Genomic DNA, 15,655 nt, shown 5'->3' with positions numbered 1-15,655 from the left:
GAGGTCAGCACCGATGAAGCGACTCACGATCCTCCTGTCCGCCGCACTGCTCGCGCTCGCCCCGGCCGCCGCTGCCGAGGCCCGCGCCGGCGGGACCGTGCACGCGCAGGCCGCCAAGGCGTCGAAGAGCGCCAAGGCGAAGAAGCGCGCCAGCCGCGCCGCCCGCCGCGCGCACCGCAAGGGCGCTTCCGCGGTCGCCCGCCAGTGCCGTGCCGAGCGCCGCACGCTCGGCACCAAGAAGTTCCGCGCCAAGTACGGCCGCGCCGCCGCGATGGGCCGCTGCGTCAAGGCCGCGCAGAGCCGCTCCGCCGCCAAGCAGGACAAGGCGGACGACTCGGAGGACGACGGCGACGACGAGGACCTCGCGGACGACTCGGACGACCGCGCTGACGACGACGACGTCGCGGACGACGCCGACGACTTCGGCGACGACGAGGACGACGCGGACGACTCCGAGGACCTCGGTGACGACGCGGATGTCGCCGGCGACTCGGATGACGCGGGCGACGACCTCGAGCGCCGCTAGCGCACCAGCCTTCCCAAGACCCCGGAGACGAGCGAACGGCGTGCCCCACGGCACGCCGTTCGTCGTTCTCAGGTCACGAGCGTCAGCAGGCCGGCGCCGATGAAGGCGGCGGCCCAGAGGTGGTCCGTGTTGAGCCAGGCCCGCCGCAGCGCGGAGACGCCGAGCCTCTCGTAGACGAGCAGCGACAGCCCGGCCATCACCGCCAGCATCGCGCCGACGTGGACCGTCATCAGCAGGAGCGCCTCGACGATCGAGTCGATCCCCTCCATGTCGCCGCCGCTCGTCGCGATGCCCGCCCCGATGAGGACCGGCGCGACCATCAGCCCGGCTCCGTGCGCGCTCGACATGAGGAACGACCACCACGCGAGCTCGCGCGTGGAGACGCGCATCTTCGTCCAGCGGGGATGGGCCCGTGGGCGGGCGAACCGGAAGATCCCGAACGCGATCAGCAGCGCCGCGGCGCCGACCCGCACCGGGCCCTCGTGGGACGCCACGCCGAGGACGACGACGAGCGCCGCGACGACGCCTATCGCCAGCTCGTGCCCGATCGCGATCGGCGCCCAGGACCGGACGAGCGCGCCGCGGGAGCGCTCCTGCAAGCCGATGCCGACGCTGAAGAGCCAGCCCATGGCGGGGTTGAGGCCGTGGTAGGCCCCGAGCCCCGCCATCGCCAGCAGCGACCAGCCGTGGTCCACGTCGCGCCCCGCCTCAGGACGCGGGGAAGCAGTACGAGTCGCTCGACGCGTCCCCGCCCTCGAGGCGGACCTGGTGCGGGCGCTCGCCGGTGAAGGGGATGAAGAAGCGGTCGTCGACCGTCAGCGAGCCGTCCTCGCCCGCGTCGAGCTTCGTCATCCAGCCGCCGATGCCCGCGGGGTAGAACTGCGCGTCCCACGCCGCGTACAGCGAGTTCGTCAGGTACACGCGCCGCCCGTCACGGCTGACCTCGACCATCTGCGGGCCGCCGTTCAGCGGTCCCGACTGCGGGTGCGAGCCGCCGTCGACGATGCCGCCGAGCTTGACGCTCGCCGTCTCGCGCGGCGCCCGCGGGTTCGAGACGTCGAAGCGCTTGAGCTCGCCCGTGCCCCAGCACGACACGTAGAGCGACCGGTCGTCGACCGACAGCGCGATGTCGGTGATGAGCGGCGGCACGGCGCCGAACGGCTTGAGGATCTCCGGCAGCTGGTCGGCCTCGGCCGGCTGGGCGGGGATCGAGATGACCTTCTCGACGCTCACCGTCCCGTCGCCGTTGCGGTTCCACAGCCAGACGCTGGCGCTCAGGTCGGCCGTGCTCGTCACGACGCCGACGAACCCGTACGCCTTCGCCGGGTCGTGCGCCGGCCGCAGCTCGAGGACCATCTGGTGCTCGGCGCCGAGGTCGATCTCCTGGACGTGGCGGCGCTTCTCCAGGTCCCACACGTGCAGCTTGTGGCCGTACTTGTTGCCGAGCAGGAGGTCGCCCTGCAGGCCGTCCTCGACCATCTTCGGCGTGCCCCACTCGGACGTGATGACGGTGCCGAAGTTGAGGTGCCACCAGAAGTCGTACGCGAGCTCCTGCGTTCCGCGGTCGTCCTCCCACGCGCCCTTGACCGTGAAGTCCTCGTGGTCGAGCAGGAAGATCCCGCCCGGCCCGTCGCCCTCGGGGTCGCCCAGCGCGCTGACGTAGATCCCGTCGGGGCCGCAGTGGACGGTGTGCGGGCGGCTGTACCCCGCCTTGCGCGCGATCTCGCCCGCCTCGATCGTCTTGACCAGCTTCGGCTGGCGCGGGTCGGCCTTCACGTCGAGGACGTGGATGTCGGAGGAGCGCAGGCCGGGGACGAGCAGGTAGCGGCGCTCGACGTGGGGGTGCGCCGCCCATGGGCACAGCGCGCTCGAGCACGCGTTCCAGCCGAAGTGGTGCAGCTCGTCGCCGATGCGAGGCATGTCGGTCCGCCCGACGGGCGTCCCGTACGTCGACGACCGCGGGTCGAGGTCGACGACGGTGATGGTGTCCGGGCGGCGGTCGCCGTTGGTCCCGATGTTGAGCGTCGCCACGTAGGCGAGGGTCTCCGAGGCGCCGTTGATGGCGTCCTGCGGGGTTGCGTAGAAGCTGGGGTCCGGCGTGAGACGCGCCATGCGCCGGATCCTACGGGTTGTCGAGTGCGTTTGTGGGAAATATGCGGACGAACCGCGGGCGGTACAGGGACGCGTCGGCGAACACGCCGGCGAACGTGTCCGGCATGACGTTGGTCGACACCAGGAGGCCGTCCTCGGTCGTCGACTCGGGGTGGACGAGCGCGTTGTAGGTCCACGCGTTCGTCGGCCGCGGGAACGTCGTGAGCGTGGTGCGGTCGGTGTAGGGGCCGGTCGGTCCCTCGGCGCGCCAGGCGACGAGGTCGTTGGACAGCGGCGGCTGGGTGACGAGCAGCAGGTCCTCGCCGTCCGGAACGACGCTCAGCTGCGTCGCGACCGTGTCGTCGAGCAGCGGTTGCGCGTCGGCCGGATCGGCCGACCAGCCGGTGGAGGACCGGAACTCGTAGGGCCCGTCGAGGTCGCCGAGCGCGGTGCGGGCGAGCACCACGCGCTTGGCCGGGTCGTCGACGCCGAACACGTAGGTGTGGGTGGCGTCGTCGAGGAGCGCCGCGCCGAGGAAGGCGTGGGGCGGGGCGGGGATCTCGGTGATCGTCGCCGGCCTCATCGTCGTGAGGTCGAGGTCGACGAGCACCGTGCCGTCGACCTCCAGGTCGAGGGGGCCGCCGCCCGTGCGGTGGATGCGGGTGAAGAAGGCGTGCAGCACGTTCGGGTCGGCGGCGTCGGCGCGCGCGGCGCTCGGCCAGTACCAGTGGTCGTCGTCGGCGCCCTCGAGCACCGGCGCCATCGTCTTCAGGCAGTCGCCGTCCTGGATGACGAGGGCGTTGCGCTCGAGCGGCTGCGGCTCGCGCCGGCCGTCGTCGGTGACGCCGCCGACGAAGCTGTCGCCGAACAGCCACGCCGTCCGGCCGTCCGCGAGCCGCGCGGAGAACGTGCCGTCGCCGCCGGTCCAGCCGGTCCGCGCCGACGCGAACAGCTCGGTGAACGCGGTCGCGGGGGCGGTATCGGACGCCACCGGCAGCCCGCATTCCTCGATCGGCATGGTCAACGCGGGCGGCTGGTCCGGCGGCTCCGGGTCGGCCGGTGGAGGGGGCGGCTCGGGCGCCGGCGGCGGCGGCGGCTGGACGGCGGGCGGGGCGGGCGCGCTTTGCGGGACCGCCGGCGGCAGCGTGAACAGAACGGCGGGCACTGGACCGGGGAAGAGCCGGATGCGCGATCGGACGACCGTGCAGCGCGTGCCGTTGCGGCAGGCGAGGATCCGCCAGGTGCCGGGCCGCAGGCCCGCCGGGATCCGCAGCGTGTAGCGCCGCCGCACCGGTCGCCCGGTCGCCGGGGCCATCCGCCAGCCGAGCGCGACGTCCCCGACGCCCCGCCGTGCGTCCCGGGAGAGCACGAACAGCACCGGCCCCGGCTTGGCCCGGTGCGAGCTCAGTGAGACGTGCGCGGTGCGCGCGAGGCTCGTCGCGCCGGCCGCGGCGGAATCGGCGGCCGCGGTGGCGGCGACGGCGAGGGCAAGGACGAGGGCGGCGCGGGCCACACCTCAGGCTAGACCAACCGATCAGCGCGTACCGCGCGACCACGAGTGGATGTCGCGGTCGGCGGCGCCGCTCATCCGGGCGGCGCGCGCGGCGCCGGGCGCACCGCCGTGGACGTGGCGATACGGGTGCTGGTTGATCCCGCTGGAGCGGCGGCCGTAGAGCTGGATCGCGCCCACGAGCAGCATCCCGAGGACGATCAGGAGGGCGACATCGGCGAACATGGACGCGACGCTACGCCCGGCCGCGACCCCGTTCGGTGACGTTGGGCACGGATGCTCAGAGCCCGTACTCCTCGAGCAGCTTGAGCCAGATCTCGCTGCGCGTGGGGAACGAGGGGACGGCGTGCCAGAGGCGGTCGACGGAGACGTCGCCGACGATCGCGATCGTCGCCGCGTGGACGAAGTCGGCGACCTCCGCGCCGGTGAACGTCGCGCCGACGAGGACGCGGCGGTTCTCGTCGACGACGAGCCGCGCGCGCCCGGGGACGCCCTTGCCGGTGAACGACCCGCCGGCGGTGCCGTTGATGTCGGCGTCGACCGCGCGCGCCTCGATGCCGGCATCGAGCGCGCCCTGCAGGGTGTAGCCGACGGCGGCGACCTGCGGCTCGGTGAACACGACGCGGGGGGAGAGCGGGCCGCCGTAGACGAGCGACGCGTTCGCGCGGCGCAGGATGTGATCGGCGGCGATCCGGCCCTGGTACTTGCCCTGGTGGGTCAGCAGCGCGCGGCCGTTGACGTCGCCGATCGCGTAGAGCCACGGCAGCGTCTGCACGTGCATGTGCCCGTCGGTCTCGACGAAGCCGCCGGGCTCGAGGCCGACGGTCTCGAGCCCGATGTCGGCGGTGCGCGGCGTGCGGCCGAGGCCGAGCAGGACGTGCGCGCCCCGCACGGACGTGCCGTCCTCCAGCTCGACCGTCACGACGCCGTCGTCGCCGCGCGCCGCCTTCGTCGCGTGGACGCCCAGGCGGAGGTCGACGCCGCACGCCCGCAGCGCCTCCGCGACCTCGTCGGCTGCGAACGGCTCCTCGCGGCCGAGCACGTGGTCGCCGCTGTCGACGAGCGACACCGAGCTTCCGAGCGACTGCCACGCCTGCGCCATCTCGACGCCGACCGGCCCGCCGCCGAGCACCACGAGCGACGCGGGCACCTCCTTCGCGGTCGTGGCCTCGCGGTTCGTCCATGGCTCGATCTGCTCGAGGCCGTCCACGGGCGGCCGGCGCGCGTCGCTGCCGGTGGCGATCACGACGGCACGGCGGGCCTCCAGCTCCTCGCCGTCGACCACCAAGCGCTTCTCGCCGTCCAGGCGCCCGTGCCCGCGCCGCAGCGTGATGCCCTTGTCCTCGAGCCACGGCAGCTGCCCCGAGTCGTCGAGGTCGTGGATCACCTCGTCGCGGCGCGCCAGCGCGGCGGCTGCGTCGATCGTCCCATCCACCGCCTGCGCGGCACCGGGGATGCGCCGGGCCTCCGCCAGCGCCTGGAACGGGCGCAGCAGCGCCTTGGACGGCATGCACGCGTAGAAGGAGCACTCGCCGCCGACGAGGTGCTCCTCGACGACGGCGACCTCCAGCCCCGCGTCCGCGAGCCGCCCCGCGCACACCTCGCCGGCCGGACCGGCACCCAGTACGACCACGTCGAAGACCCGAGCCATGGAGCGGCAGTCTGCCCGATCGTGTGAACGCCGTTGTAACGCGGCCGGGCGACCTGTGACCATCATCGGATGAGGACAACCGACCTCGCCGCCGAGCCTGTCGCCCAGACGCTCGCGCGGGCACGCGACAACACGCTCGCGCTCGTCGACCACCTCGACGAGCGCACGTTGCACGTGCCGCTCACGCCGATCCTCAGCCCGCTGGTCTGGGATCTCGGCCACATCGCCGCCTACGAGGACCTCTGGGCGGTGCACCGTCTCGGAGGCGAGCCGCTGCTGCGGCCCGACCTCGCGGAGGCGTACGACGCCTTCGAGACGCCACGCGCCGTCCGCGGCGACATCCGGATCCTCGACTACGCCGAGGCGCTCGACTACCTCGTCGCGGTGCGCGAGCGGACGCTCGCCGTGCTCGACCGCACCGGCCCCGACGATCTGCACGAGCTCGTCGTCCGGCACGAGCTGCAGCACGCCGAGACGATGCGCCAGGCGCTCTTCATCGGCGGCCATCCGAGCGGCCGGCCCCCGCTGAAGCCGCGCTACGCCGGCGACGTCGAGTGGATCGAGATCGACGGCGGCGCGGCCGAGATCGGCGCCTGCGACGGCGACTGGGCCTACGACAACGAGCGGCCGCGCCACGTCGTCGAGCTCGAGCCGTTCCGCATCACTCGCGCCCCGATCACCAACGCGACGTTCCTGCGCTTCGTCGAGGGTGGCGGGTACGAGCGTCGAGAGTGGTGGAGCGACGAGGGTTGGGCGTGGAAGGAGGAGTACGACATCACGCACCCCGAGGGCTGGACCGGGCCGGACGACACGCCCGTCCAGCACGTCTCGTGGTTCGAGGCCGACGCCTTCGCGCGCAGCCTCGGGGCCAGGCTCCCCTCGGAGGAGGAGTGGGAGCGAGCGGCGACCTCGAACCACGGAACGCGCCTGGAGGGCGTGGGGTTCGGCTGGGAGTGGACGTCGACGGAGTTCGACGGGTACCCGGGCTTCGTCGCGCACCCGTACCGCGAGTACAGCGAGGTCTTCTTCCGCCGCGGCTACCGCGTGCTGCGCGGCGGCTCGTGGGCGACGGCCGCGCGCGTCGCGACGCCGACGTTCCGCAACTGGGACCTGCCGCAGCGGCGGCAGATCTTCACCGGCCTGCGGCTGGCGGCGGACGCATGAGCCTCTTCGTCGACTTCCGCCTCGACGGCACCGAGGAGCGGACGCTGGCCGAGGACGTCCTGGATGGCCTGACGCGGCCGTTCAAGGAGCTGCCGCCGAAGCACTTCTACGACGAGCGCGGATCCGAGCTCTTCGAGGAGATCTGCGCGCTGCCCGAGTACTACCCGACGCGCACCGAGCGGGCGATCCTCGAGGCCGAGTCGGCCCGGATCGCCGAGGTGACGAAGGCGGCGGAGGTCGTCGAGCTCGGCGCCGGCTACGCGACGAAGACGCGCGTGCTGCTCGACGCCCTGCGCGACGCCGGGACGCTGCGCCGCTACCTGCCCGTCGACGTCTCCGAGGCGACGGTCCGGGCTTGCGCGGAGCAGCTCGTCGAGGAGTACCCCGGCCTCGACGTGCACGGCCTCGTGGGCGACTTCGAGCGCCACCTCCACGTGCTCCCCGATGCGTCGGGGCCGCGGCTCGTCGCGTTCCTCGGCGGGACGATCGGCAACTTCCCGCCGGGCGCGCGGCGCCGGTTCCTGCGCACGATCGCCGCCGGGCTCGGGCCGGAGGACCACCTGCTGCTCGGCACGGACCTCGTGAAGGACCCGGCGATCATCGAGGCCGCCTACGACGACGCGGCGGGCGTGACGGCGGAGTTCAACCGCAACGTCCTGCGCGTCGTCAACCGCGAGCTCGACGCGAACTTCGACGTCTCGGAGTTCGACCACGTCGCGTTCTTCGATCCCGACCACGAGTGGATCGAGATGCGGCTGCGCGCGCGGACCCGGCAGGAGGTGCGGATCGCCGCGCTCGACCTCGTCGTGCACTTCGAGCCGCGCGAGGAGCTGCGTACGGAGATCAGCGCGAAGTTCACCGCCGAGCGGCTGACGGCCGACCTCGCCGCCGCGGGCCTCAGGCCCATCACCTGGATGACCGACCCGGAGGACCTCTTCGCGCTGACGCTGTCGAAGCCGGCGCCTACGTCGTGAGCATGCCGCCGTCGACCGGCACGAGGATGCCCGTGATGAACGAGGCGGCGTCGCTCGCCAGGAAGACGGCGGTGGTCGCCAGCTCGACCGGCTCGCCCTTCCGGCCGGCGGGGACGCGCATCATCATCATGTCGAGGTAGCCCTCGGGGTACTGCTCGGTCATCTCGGACTCGAAGAAGCCGGGCGCGATCGCGTTGACGCGGATCCCCTTGCGGCCCGTCCACTGCTGCGCGAGGTCGCGCGTGAGGCCGATGATCGCCGCCTTCGAGGCCGAGTAGGCGGCCTGGGGGAGGGCGGCGGTGGTGGACCCGAGGACGCTGCCGATGTTGATGATCGAGGAGCCCTCGCCCATCACGCGGCCGCACGCCTGCGCCATCCAGTACGAGCCGTTGAGGTTGATGTCGATGACCTCGCGGAACTGCTCGGGCGTCTCGCGCGTCGCGGGGTGCGCCGTGCCGATGCCCGCGTTGTTGATGAGCACGTCGACCTTGCCGAGCTGCGCGACGGTCTCCTCGACGACGCGGGTGCAGTCCTCGGGGCTCTTGACGTCGGCCTCGACGGCGATGCAGCGGCGGCCGAGTGCCTCGACCTTCTCGCGGGTCTGCTGGAGGCGGTCGGCGCGGCGGGCGCAGATGGCGATGTCGGCGCCGGCCTCGGCGAGGCCGGTGGCGAAGGCGACGCCGAGACCGGACGACGCTCCGGTGACGATCGCGACCTTGCCGTCGAGCTTGAAGAGGTCGAGGATGCTCATTGGGGCGCGACCCTATCCATTGGCCGCACCACGAGGACGTTGCACGGCGCTCGCTCACTGACGAGATCTGCAACGCTCCCCATGAGCCGTCGCGCCGCCTTGCTCCGCTCGCCGGCTCCGACGACGATCAGCCTCGCGTCCTGCTCGGTCGCGACGTCGGTGAGCACGAGCGCGGGGTCGCCGCGGCGGACCTCGTCGTGGACGTGCAGGCGCCGGGCCCGAAGGCTCTTCTTGGCGTCCTCGACGGCGGCGGCGACGTCGGCCCGTTCGGGGACGAGGAACCGGTGGGCGCCGACGACGTGCAGCACGGCGCCGAGCGCCTGCGCCAGCTCGGCCGCCGTCTCGATCGCGGCGCGCGCGTGATCGGACCCGTCGGTGCCGACGACGATGACGTTGCGGCGCGGGGCGTCGGGCGCGCCCCGGCGCCGGCGCCGGAAGCGGTCCTGGAACGCGCGGACCGGCTCGAGCAGGAGGCGCAGGCGGTCGCGGCGGCCCAGGGCGCCCGGCAGCTCAATGTGCAGCTCCACCTCGCGGCCGGCGCGCTCGATCGTCGTGGGGCCGAGCTTCTCGAAGAGCCGGATCGCGGGCGTGTTCCCGGCGAGGATCGGCGCCTCGAAGCGCCTGATCCCCTCCGCCTGCGCGCGCTCCACCAGCGCGTCCAGGAGCGGCTTGGCGACGCCACGGCCCTGCCACTCGTCGGCGACCGCGATCGCCGGCTCCGCCACGCGGTCGCCGATGCGCACGTACCGCGCGACGCCGATCCCGTGCCCGCTGTCCTCGTCGACCGCCACGAGCGCCTCGTGGTCGTGGTGGTCGACGTTCGTGAGGTAGTCGAGGTCGCGCTCGCGCAGCTTGGGCATCGGCCCGAAGAAGCGGCGGTAGCGCGACTCGGGGCTCAGCCTGTCGAACGCCCGGCGCAGCGCCTCGCGGTCGTCGGGCTCGATGGGACGGATCGCCATCCGCGACCCGTCCCGCAGCTCGATGCTCACCCCGTGCCGTCGGTCTCCGGCACGTCGATCTCGCGCTTGAGGACCTTGCCGGTCGGCCCCTTCGGGAGCTCGTCGACGATCCAGACGCGGCGCGGGTACTTGTACGCCGCGACGCGGTCCTTCATGAACCTCTGCAGCTCCTCGGGCGAGGCGTCCTCGCCCTCCTTGAGCGCGACCGCGGCGCCGACCTCCTCGCCGAGCGACTCGCGCGGCATCCCGATCACCGCCGCCTCGCGCACCGCGGGGTGCTCGTAGAAGGCCTCCTCGAGCTCGCGCGGGTAGACGTTGTAGCCGCCGCGGATGATGAGGTCCTTCTTGCGGTCGACGATGAAGAAGTAGCCCTCCTCGTCGACGGTCGCGATGTCGCCGGTGTGGAACCAGCCGCCCCTCATGACCTCCTCGGTGGCGTCGTCCCGGCCCCAGTAGCCCTTCATGACGAACGGGCCGCGGGTGACGATCTCGCCGGGCTCGCCCTGCGGGACCTCGTTGCCGTCGTCGTCGACGCACTTCATCTCCGTGCCGCCGACCGGCAGGCCGATCGAGCCGGGCTTGCGCTCGCGGTCGGGGAGGTTGAACGAGGACATCCCCGTCGTCTCGCTCAGGCCGTAGCCCTCGAGCACCTTCGCTCCGAACGCCTCGTCGAACCCGCGCAGCACCTCGACCGGCAGCGCCGAGCCGCCCGACACGCAGAGCTTCAGCGACGTGACGTCGTAGTCCTCGCGCTTGGGGTGATGCAGCAGCGCCGCGTACATCGTCGGCACGCCGGCGAACGTCGTCGCCTTGTCGCGCTGGATGACCTCGAGCGCCTTCTCGGGGTCGAACCGCGGGATGAGCGTGATGCAGCCGCCGGCCTTGATGCTCGAGTTCATGACCGAGTTCATGCCGAAGACGTGGAAGAGCGGCAGCGTCGCGACGCCGACGTCGTCGGGGCCGGCGTCGACGAGGTCGCGCGCCACCTCCGCTCCCGCGACGATGTTGCGGTGCATGAGCGTCGCGCCCTTCGGCGTGCCGGTCGTGCCCGACGTGTAGATGATCACCGCGGGGTCGTCGTCCGCGCAGTCGGTGATCTCGTCGACAGGGTCGGCGCCGCCGAGCAGCTGCTCGAACTCGCCCGGCGTCACGAGGACCGTCTCGATGCCCGCCTCCTCGCCGCCCTTCACCGCGGCCTCCTCGAACCCGTGCCAGGCGAGCAGCACCTTCGCCCCGCTGTCGGAGAGGTGGTACGCGACCTCCTTGGCCTTCAGCAGCGGGTTCATCGGGACGACCACCGCTCCGAGCCGCAGCGCGCCGTAGTACACGACCGGGAAGTAGGGGACGTTCGGCAGCTGCATCCCGACGCGGTCGCCCTTGCCGACGCCCTTCGCGCGCAGCAGACCGGCGGCGCGGGCGACGCCCATGTCGAGCGTCCGGTAGTCGAGGACGAGGTCGTCGAGCTTGACCGCGGGGCGCTCGGGGACCTTGGCCACGGCGTCGGCAAGCAGGTGGGCGGCGTTGGGCATGGGGGGGAGGCTACCCCCGGTTCCGTGGCGTCACCGCTGCCGATCGGCGAGACTCGCGGCGATGACGGAACCGACCTCGTTCTCCGGCTTCCCGGCCGCCACCTTCGCCTGGTTCGAGGGGTTGGAGAGCGACAACTCGAGGGAGTGGTTCGGGGCGAACCGCGACGTCTACGACCGCGACGTCCGCGGTCAGCTCGAGCTCCTGCTGGAGGAGCTGTGCGACGAGCACGGCGGGCGCGTGAAGCTGTTCCGCCAGCACCGCGACGTCCGGTTCTCGCGCGACAAGTCGCCCTACAAGACGACGACCTACGGCCTCATCATGGACCGCCCGGCGAGCCTCGCCGGCCTGTACGCGCAGCTGTCGTCGACGGGGTTCTTCGCCGGCACCGGCTACCACATGCTCGAGGCCGACCAGCTCGCCCGCTTCCGCGACGCGATCGCTTCCGACGCCACGGGTCCTTCGCTCGAGTCGATCGTCGCCGACGTCCGCGCGGCCGGCCTCGAGACGTTCGGGGAGGCGCTCAAGAGCGCGCCGCGCGGCTTCCCCCGCGACCATCCCCGAGCCGGCCTCCTCCGTCACAAGTCCCTCGTCGCCGGCGCCCGGCTGGCACCCCGCCGCGGCCGCGGCTTGTCCCGCGACGCCGTCCTCGACCACTGCCGCTCCACCTGGTCCGCCCTCGCCCCGATGAACGCCTGGCTCGACGAGAACGTCGGCCCGGCCACCACACCGGCCCACACCGGCCGCGGCGGCCGCCCCCGCTAGCCGGCCTCAGTACCGCGCGCCCGCGGCGGCGCCGAGGTCGGGCGCGAGGTCGCGGGCGACTCGTTCGATCGCGTCGAGGAGGGCTACGAAGGTGTCCTCGTTCGTCGCCGGCGACATGATCGAGACGCGGAGGTGGCGTTCTCCTGCGACGTCGGCGCTGGAGAGGTGGAAGGAGCCTTCTTCGAGGAGCGCCGTGCGGATGCGGGACTGGGTCTCGCCGGCGGCCCCGTAGCGGAAGCAGAGGATGTTGGCCTCGGGTTCGTAGGGCACGGAGAAGCCGTCGCGCTCGAGGAGCATCGCGTGCAAGGACGAGGCGAGGTCGTACTGGCGCTCGACATGGTTCGCGAGGGCCCGGCGCCCGCGGAAGGCGAGGGTGAGGAGGACCTTCAGGCCGAGCTCGGCCTTCGTGCACTCGATCTGGCGGTCGAGGACGTCGAGCTCGTCGGGGTGGTCGAAGTCGAGGTACGACGCCTCCTGGCGGAACGCGGCCGGGAGCCGGTGGCGATCGCGGACGAGGACGGCCGCGCACAAGGCCGACGTGCGGAGCATCTTGTGGGCGTCCCAGATGACCGAGTCGGCGAGCTCGATCCCCTCGAGCAGCGGGCGCAGGCGGTCCGACAGCAGCGCCGACGCTCCGTGCGCTCCGTCGACGTGGAACCAGATGCCGTGCGCTCGGCAGAACTCGCCGATCGAGCGGAGGTCGTCGTGGAGGCCGGTCGACGTCGCGCACGCGGCGGCGACCAGCGCCAGCGGCCGGCGGCCCCGGGCGTGCACGCGTTCCAGGGCGTCGCCGAGGCGGTCGACGCGGATGCGGTCGAGCGAGTCGACCTCGAGTGGGACGAGCGCGTCGGCGCCGAGCCCCATGATCCCCGCCGCCCGGCTGACGGAGTAGTGCGCCGACGCCGGGACGAGCAGCGCGAGGTCGGTCGGGACGCCGCGCTCCCACGCCGACGGCGCGGCGGCGGCACGCGCGGCGAGCAGCGCCGTGAGGTTCGCGAGCGAGCCGCCGTGCGTCAGCACGCCGCCGGCGGACGCCGGATCCCAGCCGACCTCGGCGACCATCCAGTCGACGACCGCCCGCTCGGCGGCCGCGGCTCCCGAGCCCATCTCGTAGATCGACATCGGCTGGTTCGCGACGCCGTGGACGAGGTCGGCGAGCGCGCCGCCGACGTCGGGCGCGGCGACCTGGTGGGCGAGCTCCCGCGGGCTGTGCAGGCGGACGCTGTCGTCGAGGTACCGCGTGAGCCAGTCAGGGAACGACGCGGCGTCCAGCCCACCCTCGCGCAGCAGCTCTGAGAAGCGAAGATCGCGGGCCACCTCAGCCGGGGGCCGGCGGACGACCGGCGGCTCCGTGCCGGCGGCGCTGCGGTCCACGTAGTCGGCGAGCGCCGCGATCGCCGCGGTCGCGGTGGTGCGAAGCTCCGTGGTATCCATGACGGCCACGCTCGCACACCCCCGGGGGCAGATGGTGTCGAATCGTTGCCGTCCACGCTCGCGGATTGGCATGATCTGCCAATGGACGCCATGGACCGCCGGATCCTGACCGAGCTGCAGGCCGACGGGCGCGTCACGAACGCGACGCTCGCCGAGCGCGTCCACCTCTCGCCGTCACCGTGCCTGCGCCGCCTCAAGCGTCTCGAGACCGACGGCGTCATCCGCGGCTACCGGCCGGTGCTCGACCGGACGCAGGTCGGGCTCGGGCTCACCGTCTTCATCGAGCTGAAGGTGACCGGCCCGCGCGAGGAGGCGATCGGCGGCACGCTGCAGACCGCGCTGCTGAACATGGACGAGGTCGTCGCCTGCCACATCGTCTCGGGCGACGCCGACATGCTGATCGAGGCAGTCGTCCCCGACCTGCGCGCCTACGAGACGTTCCTGATGGAGAAGGTCCTGCCGCTGCCCGGCGCCGGCGACGTGCGCAGCAACTTCGTCATCCGCACGGTCAAGGCCGACGGCCCGCTCCCGCTCGGGCACCTCGGCGTCGGCTGATCACTACGCGACGGCGAAGTCCTCCACCACTTCGAACAGCCCGTCCGTCCCGACCGACGTGACGTACGGCGCGATGCGCTCCTGCTGCGCGTTGCGGTCCATGTCGTCCGAGCTGGCTCGCAGCTCGTCCACCGTTCCGTCGAAGAACCCGAAGCAGATGACCTCGTCGGGGTTCGACGTGTTGCGGAGCATGTCGAAGCGGACCCAGCCGGGCGGCGGCGCGTCCTCGATCACATCCGCCATGAACGCCTCGCGGAACTGATCGAACGTCCCGGGCTTGAGCGTGCGGACCGTCAGTGCGCAGAGCATGAAGCGACCCTACATCCCGTCCATCTCGTCCATCGACATCTGGGCGGACGGCTCGCCGAGCCACGGCACGGCGTCCGGCGCGACGGCGACCGCGACGCCGAGCACGACCAGCGCCACCGCGACGGCGCGCGTGACGGCGCGCGGGTGGGGGAGGACCTTCTCCGCGAGGATCACGAGCGCGACGGCGACCATCCACGAGAGACTCATCACGCCCAGCGCGAAGAGCGCGACCATGAGCGCCGCGCAGCACCCCGCGCACCAGCCGCCGTGCTCGGCGCCCATGCGCAGCGCGCCGCGGTCGCCGGGCCGCCAGCGGGCGAGCAGGAAGTGCAGCGGCGAGCGGCAGTGGCGCAGGCACAGGTCCTTCAGCGGCGTGACCTCGTACAGGCCCGCGATCACGATCGCCGGGCCCGCGACGTACGGGCCTCCGCGGTCCCACTCGAGCCACCCGAGGTCGAGCGCGGCGACCGCCTCGTGCACGCCGTACGCGGCGACGCCGAACGCGGCCCAGACGGCGAGGTAGCCGCCCGCGAACGGCGCGGTGGCGCGCGTGCCGTAGGTGCGCGCGAACAAGCCGATCACCGGCGCCGCGGACGGCAGCATCATCGCGGCCATCATCGTCGTCCACGCGCCGACGAACCACAGCGGCGCGCCGAGGTCGGTCGCGGGGCCCTCGTCCATGCCCGCCATGCGGTCGGCCGTGACGAGCCACGCGACGAGCGCGACCGCCAGCAGGGCGGCCGGCACGCCGATGGTGGTCGCGCGACGCGTCGTGGGCCGCGCCGGCGCGGTCAGGCCTGCCATGCGAACGGCGCCGAGTGCCCGTTCTTGCCCGTGTTGTCGACCGAGAGGCCGAACGCGTCGATCCTCGCGCGCAGGCCCTGCGCGAGCGCGAGCGTCGTGTTCGCCGGATGCCCGATGCCGACGAGCTGCATCACCGTGCCCTCCTCGGCGGCGGTGAAGTCCTCGACCTCGATGTCGACCATGTCGCCGATCCTGATGGTGTGCCGGCGCCCGTCGTCGACGAGCTCGATGTCGGTGACCTCGGCGCCCAGCTGCTCGCCCGCGAGGCCCGCGAACAGCGCGGGTGGACCGCCGAGCTCGCCCGTGAACACGGCGACGAGCTTGCCGCGCTGCTCCTCGGTCGCCTTCGCGTCGAGGAACAGCCCCACGCGCCAGCCGCCATCGATCATCTGCGCCGGCGTGTCGGCGAGCATCGCGGTCGTCGTGCCCGCGACGTCGACGCCCTCGATCTCGCCCTCGTCCACGCGGAACGCCGCGAGGAACCGGCACCGGTCGTACGTCGCCGGGAGCGCGAGGTTGCTCGCACCGCAAGGACACGCCACTTCGCAGCTGCAGCTCTCCGCGTAGGTCCCCCGGATCGCGTACGCCATGACCGCTCCTTCCGTTGGCCGTCAACACGATCAGACACAAGAAGG

The 15,655-nt window shown here is 72.8% G+C and carries 17 protein-coding genes; 5 read left to right on the top strand and 12 right to left on the bottom strand.

Going from position 1 to position 15,655, the window contains the following annotated elements; translation table 11 throughout:
- Window positions 1-13 precede the first annotated feature (13 nt).
- Window positions 14-526 (top strand): hypothetical protein, encoded by a 513-nt coding sequence (locus AC1UE4_RS07860; RefSeq protein ID WP_482916666.1) that lies wholly within the window; start codon window positions 14-16, stop codon window positions 524-526.
- Between the two features lie 68 nt (window positions 527-594).
- Here the strand turns inward: AC1UE4_RS07860 and AC1UE4_RS07855 are convergent, their stop codons facing one another.
- From AC1UE4_RS07855 to AC1UE4_RS07835, 5 genes are read right to left on the bottom strand one after another with little or no spacing between them, the layout of a single operon-like run.
- Window positions 595-1,221, bottom strand: coding sequence for a hypothetical protein (locus AC1UE4_RS07855; RefSeq protein WP_482916665.1), 627 nt, complete (start codon window positions 1,219-1,221; stop codon window positions 595-597).
- A gap of 13 nt (window positions 1,222-1,234) precedes the next feature.
- Window positions 1,235-2,638, bottom strand: a complete 1,404-nt coding sequence (locus AC1UE4_RS07850) for a selenium-binding protein SBP56-related protein (protein ID WP_482916664.1) — start codon at window positions 2,636-2,638, stop codon at window positions 1,235-1,237.
- A 10-nt stretch (window positions 2,639-2,648) separates the two neighbouring features.
- Complete coding sequence (locus tag AC1UE4_RS07845; RefSeq protein ID WP_482916663.1) at window positions 2,649-4,130, bottom strand: DUF5005 domain-containing protein; 1,482 nt, start codon at window positions 4,128-4,130, stop codon at window positions 2,649-2,651.
- Window positions 4,131-4,151: 21 nt separating this feature from the next.
- Window positions 4,152-4,352, bottom strand: a complete 201-nt coding sequence (locus AC1UE4_RS07840; RefSeq protein WP_482916662.1) for a hypothetical protein — start codon at window positions 4,350-4,352, stop codon at window positions 4,152-4,154.
- Between the two features lie 55 nt (window positions 4,353-4,407).
- Window positions 4,408-5,778, bottom strand: coding sequence for a dihydrolipoyl dehydrogenase family protein (locus AC1UE4_RS07835; RefSeq protein ID WP_482916661.1), 1,371 nt, complete (start codon window positions 5,776-5,778; stop codon window positions 4,408-4,410).
- Window positions 5,779-5,847: 69 nt separating this feature from the next.
- On the opposite strand from AC1UE4_RS07835, the gene AC1UE4_RS07830 reads away from it, so the two are divergent.
- Together AC1UE4_RS07830 and egtD are read left to right on the top strand one after the other, a co-directional pair.
- The gene (locus tag AC1UE4_RS07830; protein ID WP_482916660.1) at window positions 5,848-6,942 is read left to right on the top strand and encodes an SUMF1/EgtB/PvdO family nonheme iron enzyme; all 1,095 of its coding nucleotides are present in this window, start codon (window positions 5,848-5,850) and stop codon (window positions 6,940-6,942) included.
- A complete protein-coding gene (gene egtD, locus AC1UE4_RS07825; protein ID WP_482916659.1) occupies window positions 6,939-7,916 on the top strand; it encodes an L-histidine N(alpha)-methyltransferase in 978 nt (325 codons plus the stop codon). Before AC1UE4_RS07830 ends, egtD begins: the two co-directional genes overlap by 4 nt.
- Here egtD and AC1UE4_RS07820 read toward each other — a convergent pair.
- From AC1UE4_RS07820 to AC1UE4_RS07810, 3 genes are read right to left on the bottom strand one after another with little or no spacing between them, the layout of a single operon-like run.
- A complete protein-coding gene (locus AC1UE4_RS07820; RefSeq protein WP_482916658.1) occupies window positions 7,906-8,667 on the bottom strand; it encodes an SDR family NAD(P)-dependent oxidoreductase in 762 nt (253 codons plus the stop codon). The genes egtD and AC1UE4_RS07820 overlap by 11 nt on opposite strands.
- Window positions 8,664-9,626 (bottom strand): GNAT family N-acetyltransferase, encoded by a 963-nt coding sequence (locus AC1UE4_RS07815; RefSeq protein WP_482916657.1) that lies wholly within the window; start codon window positions 9,624-9,626, stop codon window positions 8,664-8,666. The genes AC1UE4_RS07820 and AC1UE4_RS07815 overlap by 4 nt, the downstream gene beginning before the upstream one ends.
- A 26-nt stretch (window positions 9,627-9,652) precedes the next feature.
- Complete coding sequence (locus AC1UE4_RS07810; RefSeq protein WP_482916656.1) at window positions 9,653-11,155, bottom strand: long-chain-fatty-acid--CoA ligase; 1,503 nt, start codon at window positions 11,153-11,155, stop codon at window positions 9,653-9,655.
- A gap of 61 nt (window positions 11,156-11,216) precedes the next feature.
- Here AC1UE4_RS07810 and AC1UE4_RS07805 point away from each other — a divergent pair, with 61 nt between their 5' ends.
- Complete coding sequence (locus tag AC1UE4_RS07805) at window positions 11,217-11,918, top strand: DUF2461 domain-containing protein (RefSeq protein WP_482916655.1); 702 nt, start codon at window positions 11,217-11,219, stop codon at window positions 11,916-11,918.
- 6 nt (window positions 11,919-11,924) lie between these two features.
- On the opposite strand, the gene AC1UE4_RS07800 is transcribed toward AC1UE4_RS07805, so the two are convergent.
- Window positions 11,925-13,352: a pyridoxal phosphate-dependent decarboxylase family protein gene (locus AC1UE4_RS07800; protein WP_482916654.1), complete on the bottom strand. Its 1,428-nt coding sequence runs from the start codon at window positions 13,350-13,352 to the stop codon at window positions 11,925-11,927.
- Window positions 13,353-13,427: 75 nt separating this feature from the next.
- Here AC1UE4_RS07800 and AC1UE4_RS07795 point away from each other — a divergent pair, with 75 nt between their 5' ends.
- Window positions 13,428-13,907, top strand: a complete 480-nt coding sequence (locus tag AC1UE4_RS07795; protein WP_482918219.1) for an Lrp/AsnC family transcriptional regulator — start codon at window positions 13,428-13,430, stop codon at window positions 13,905-13,907.
- 3 nt (window positions 13,908-13,910) lie between these two features.
- Here the strand turns inward: AC1UE4_RS07795 and AC1UE4_RS07790 are convergent, their stop codons facing one another.
- The 3 genes from AC1UE4_RS07790 to AC1UE4_RS07780 are packed head-to-tail and all read right to left on the bottom strand — an operon-like array spanning window position 13,911 to window position 15,610.
- Entirely contained in the window at window positions 13,911-14,216 is a 306-nt protein-coding gene (locus tag AC1UE4_RS07790) for a hypothetical protein (RefSeq protein ID WP_482916653.1), read from the bottom strand.
- Between the two features lie 9 nt (window positions 14,217-14,225).
- A complete protein-coding gene (locus AC1UE4_RS07785) occupies window positions 14,226-15,020 on the bottom strand; it encodes a DUF2182 domain-containing protein (protein ID WP_482916652.1) in 795 nt (264 codons plus the stop codon).
- Window positions 15,008-15,610, bottom strand: a complete 603-nt coding sequence (locus AC1UE4_RS07780; RefSeq protein WP_482916651.1) for a DUF1326 domain-containing protein — start codon at window positions 15,608-15,610, stop codon at window positions 15,008-15,010. The genes AC1UE4_RS07785 and AC1UE4_RS07780 overlap by 13 nt, the downstream gene beginning before the upstream one ends.
- Between the last annotated feature and the right edge of the window lie 45 nt (window positions 15,611-15,655).

The sequence above is a fragment of the Parviterribacter kavangonensis genome (assembly GCF_056863335.1).
This window is presented reverse-complemented; position numbering and strand designations above follow the sequence as displayed.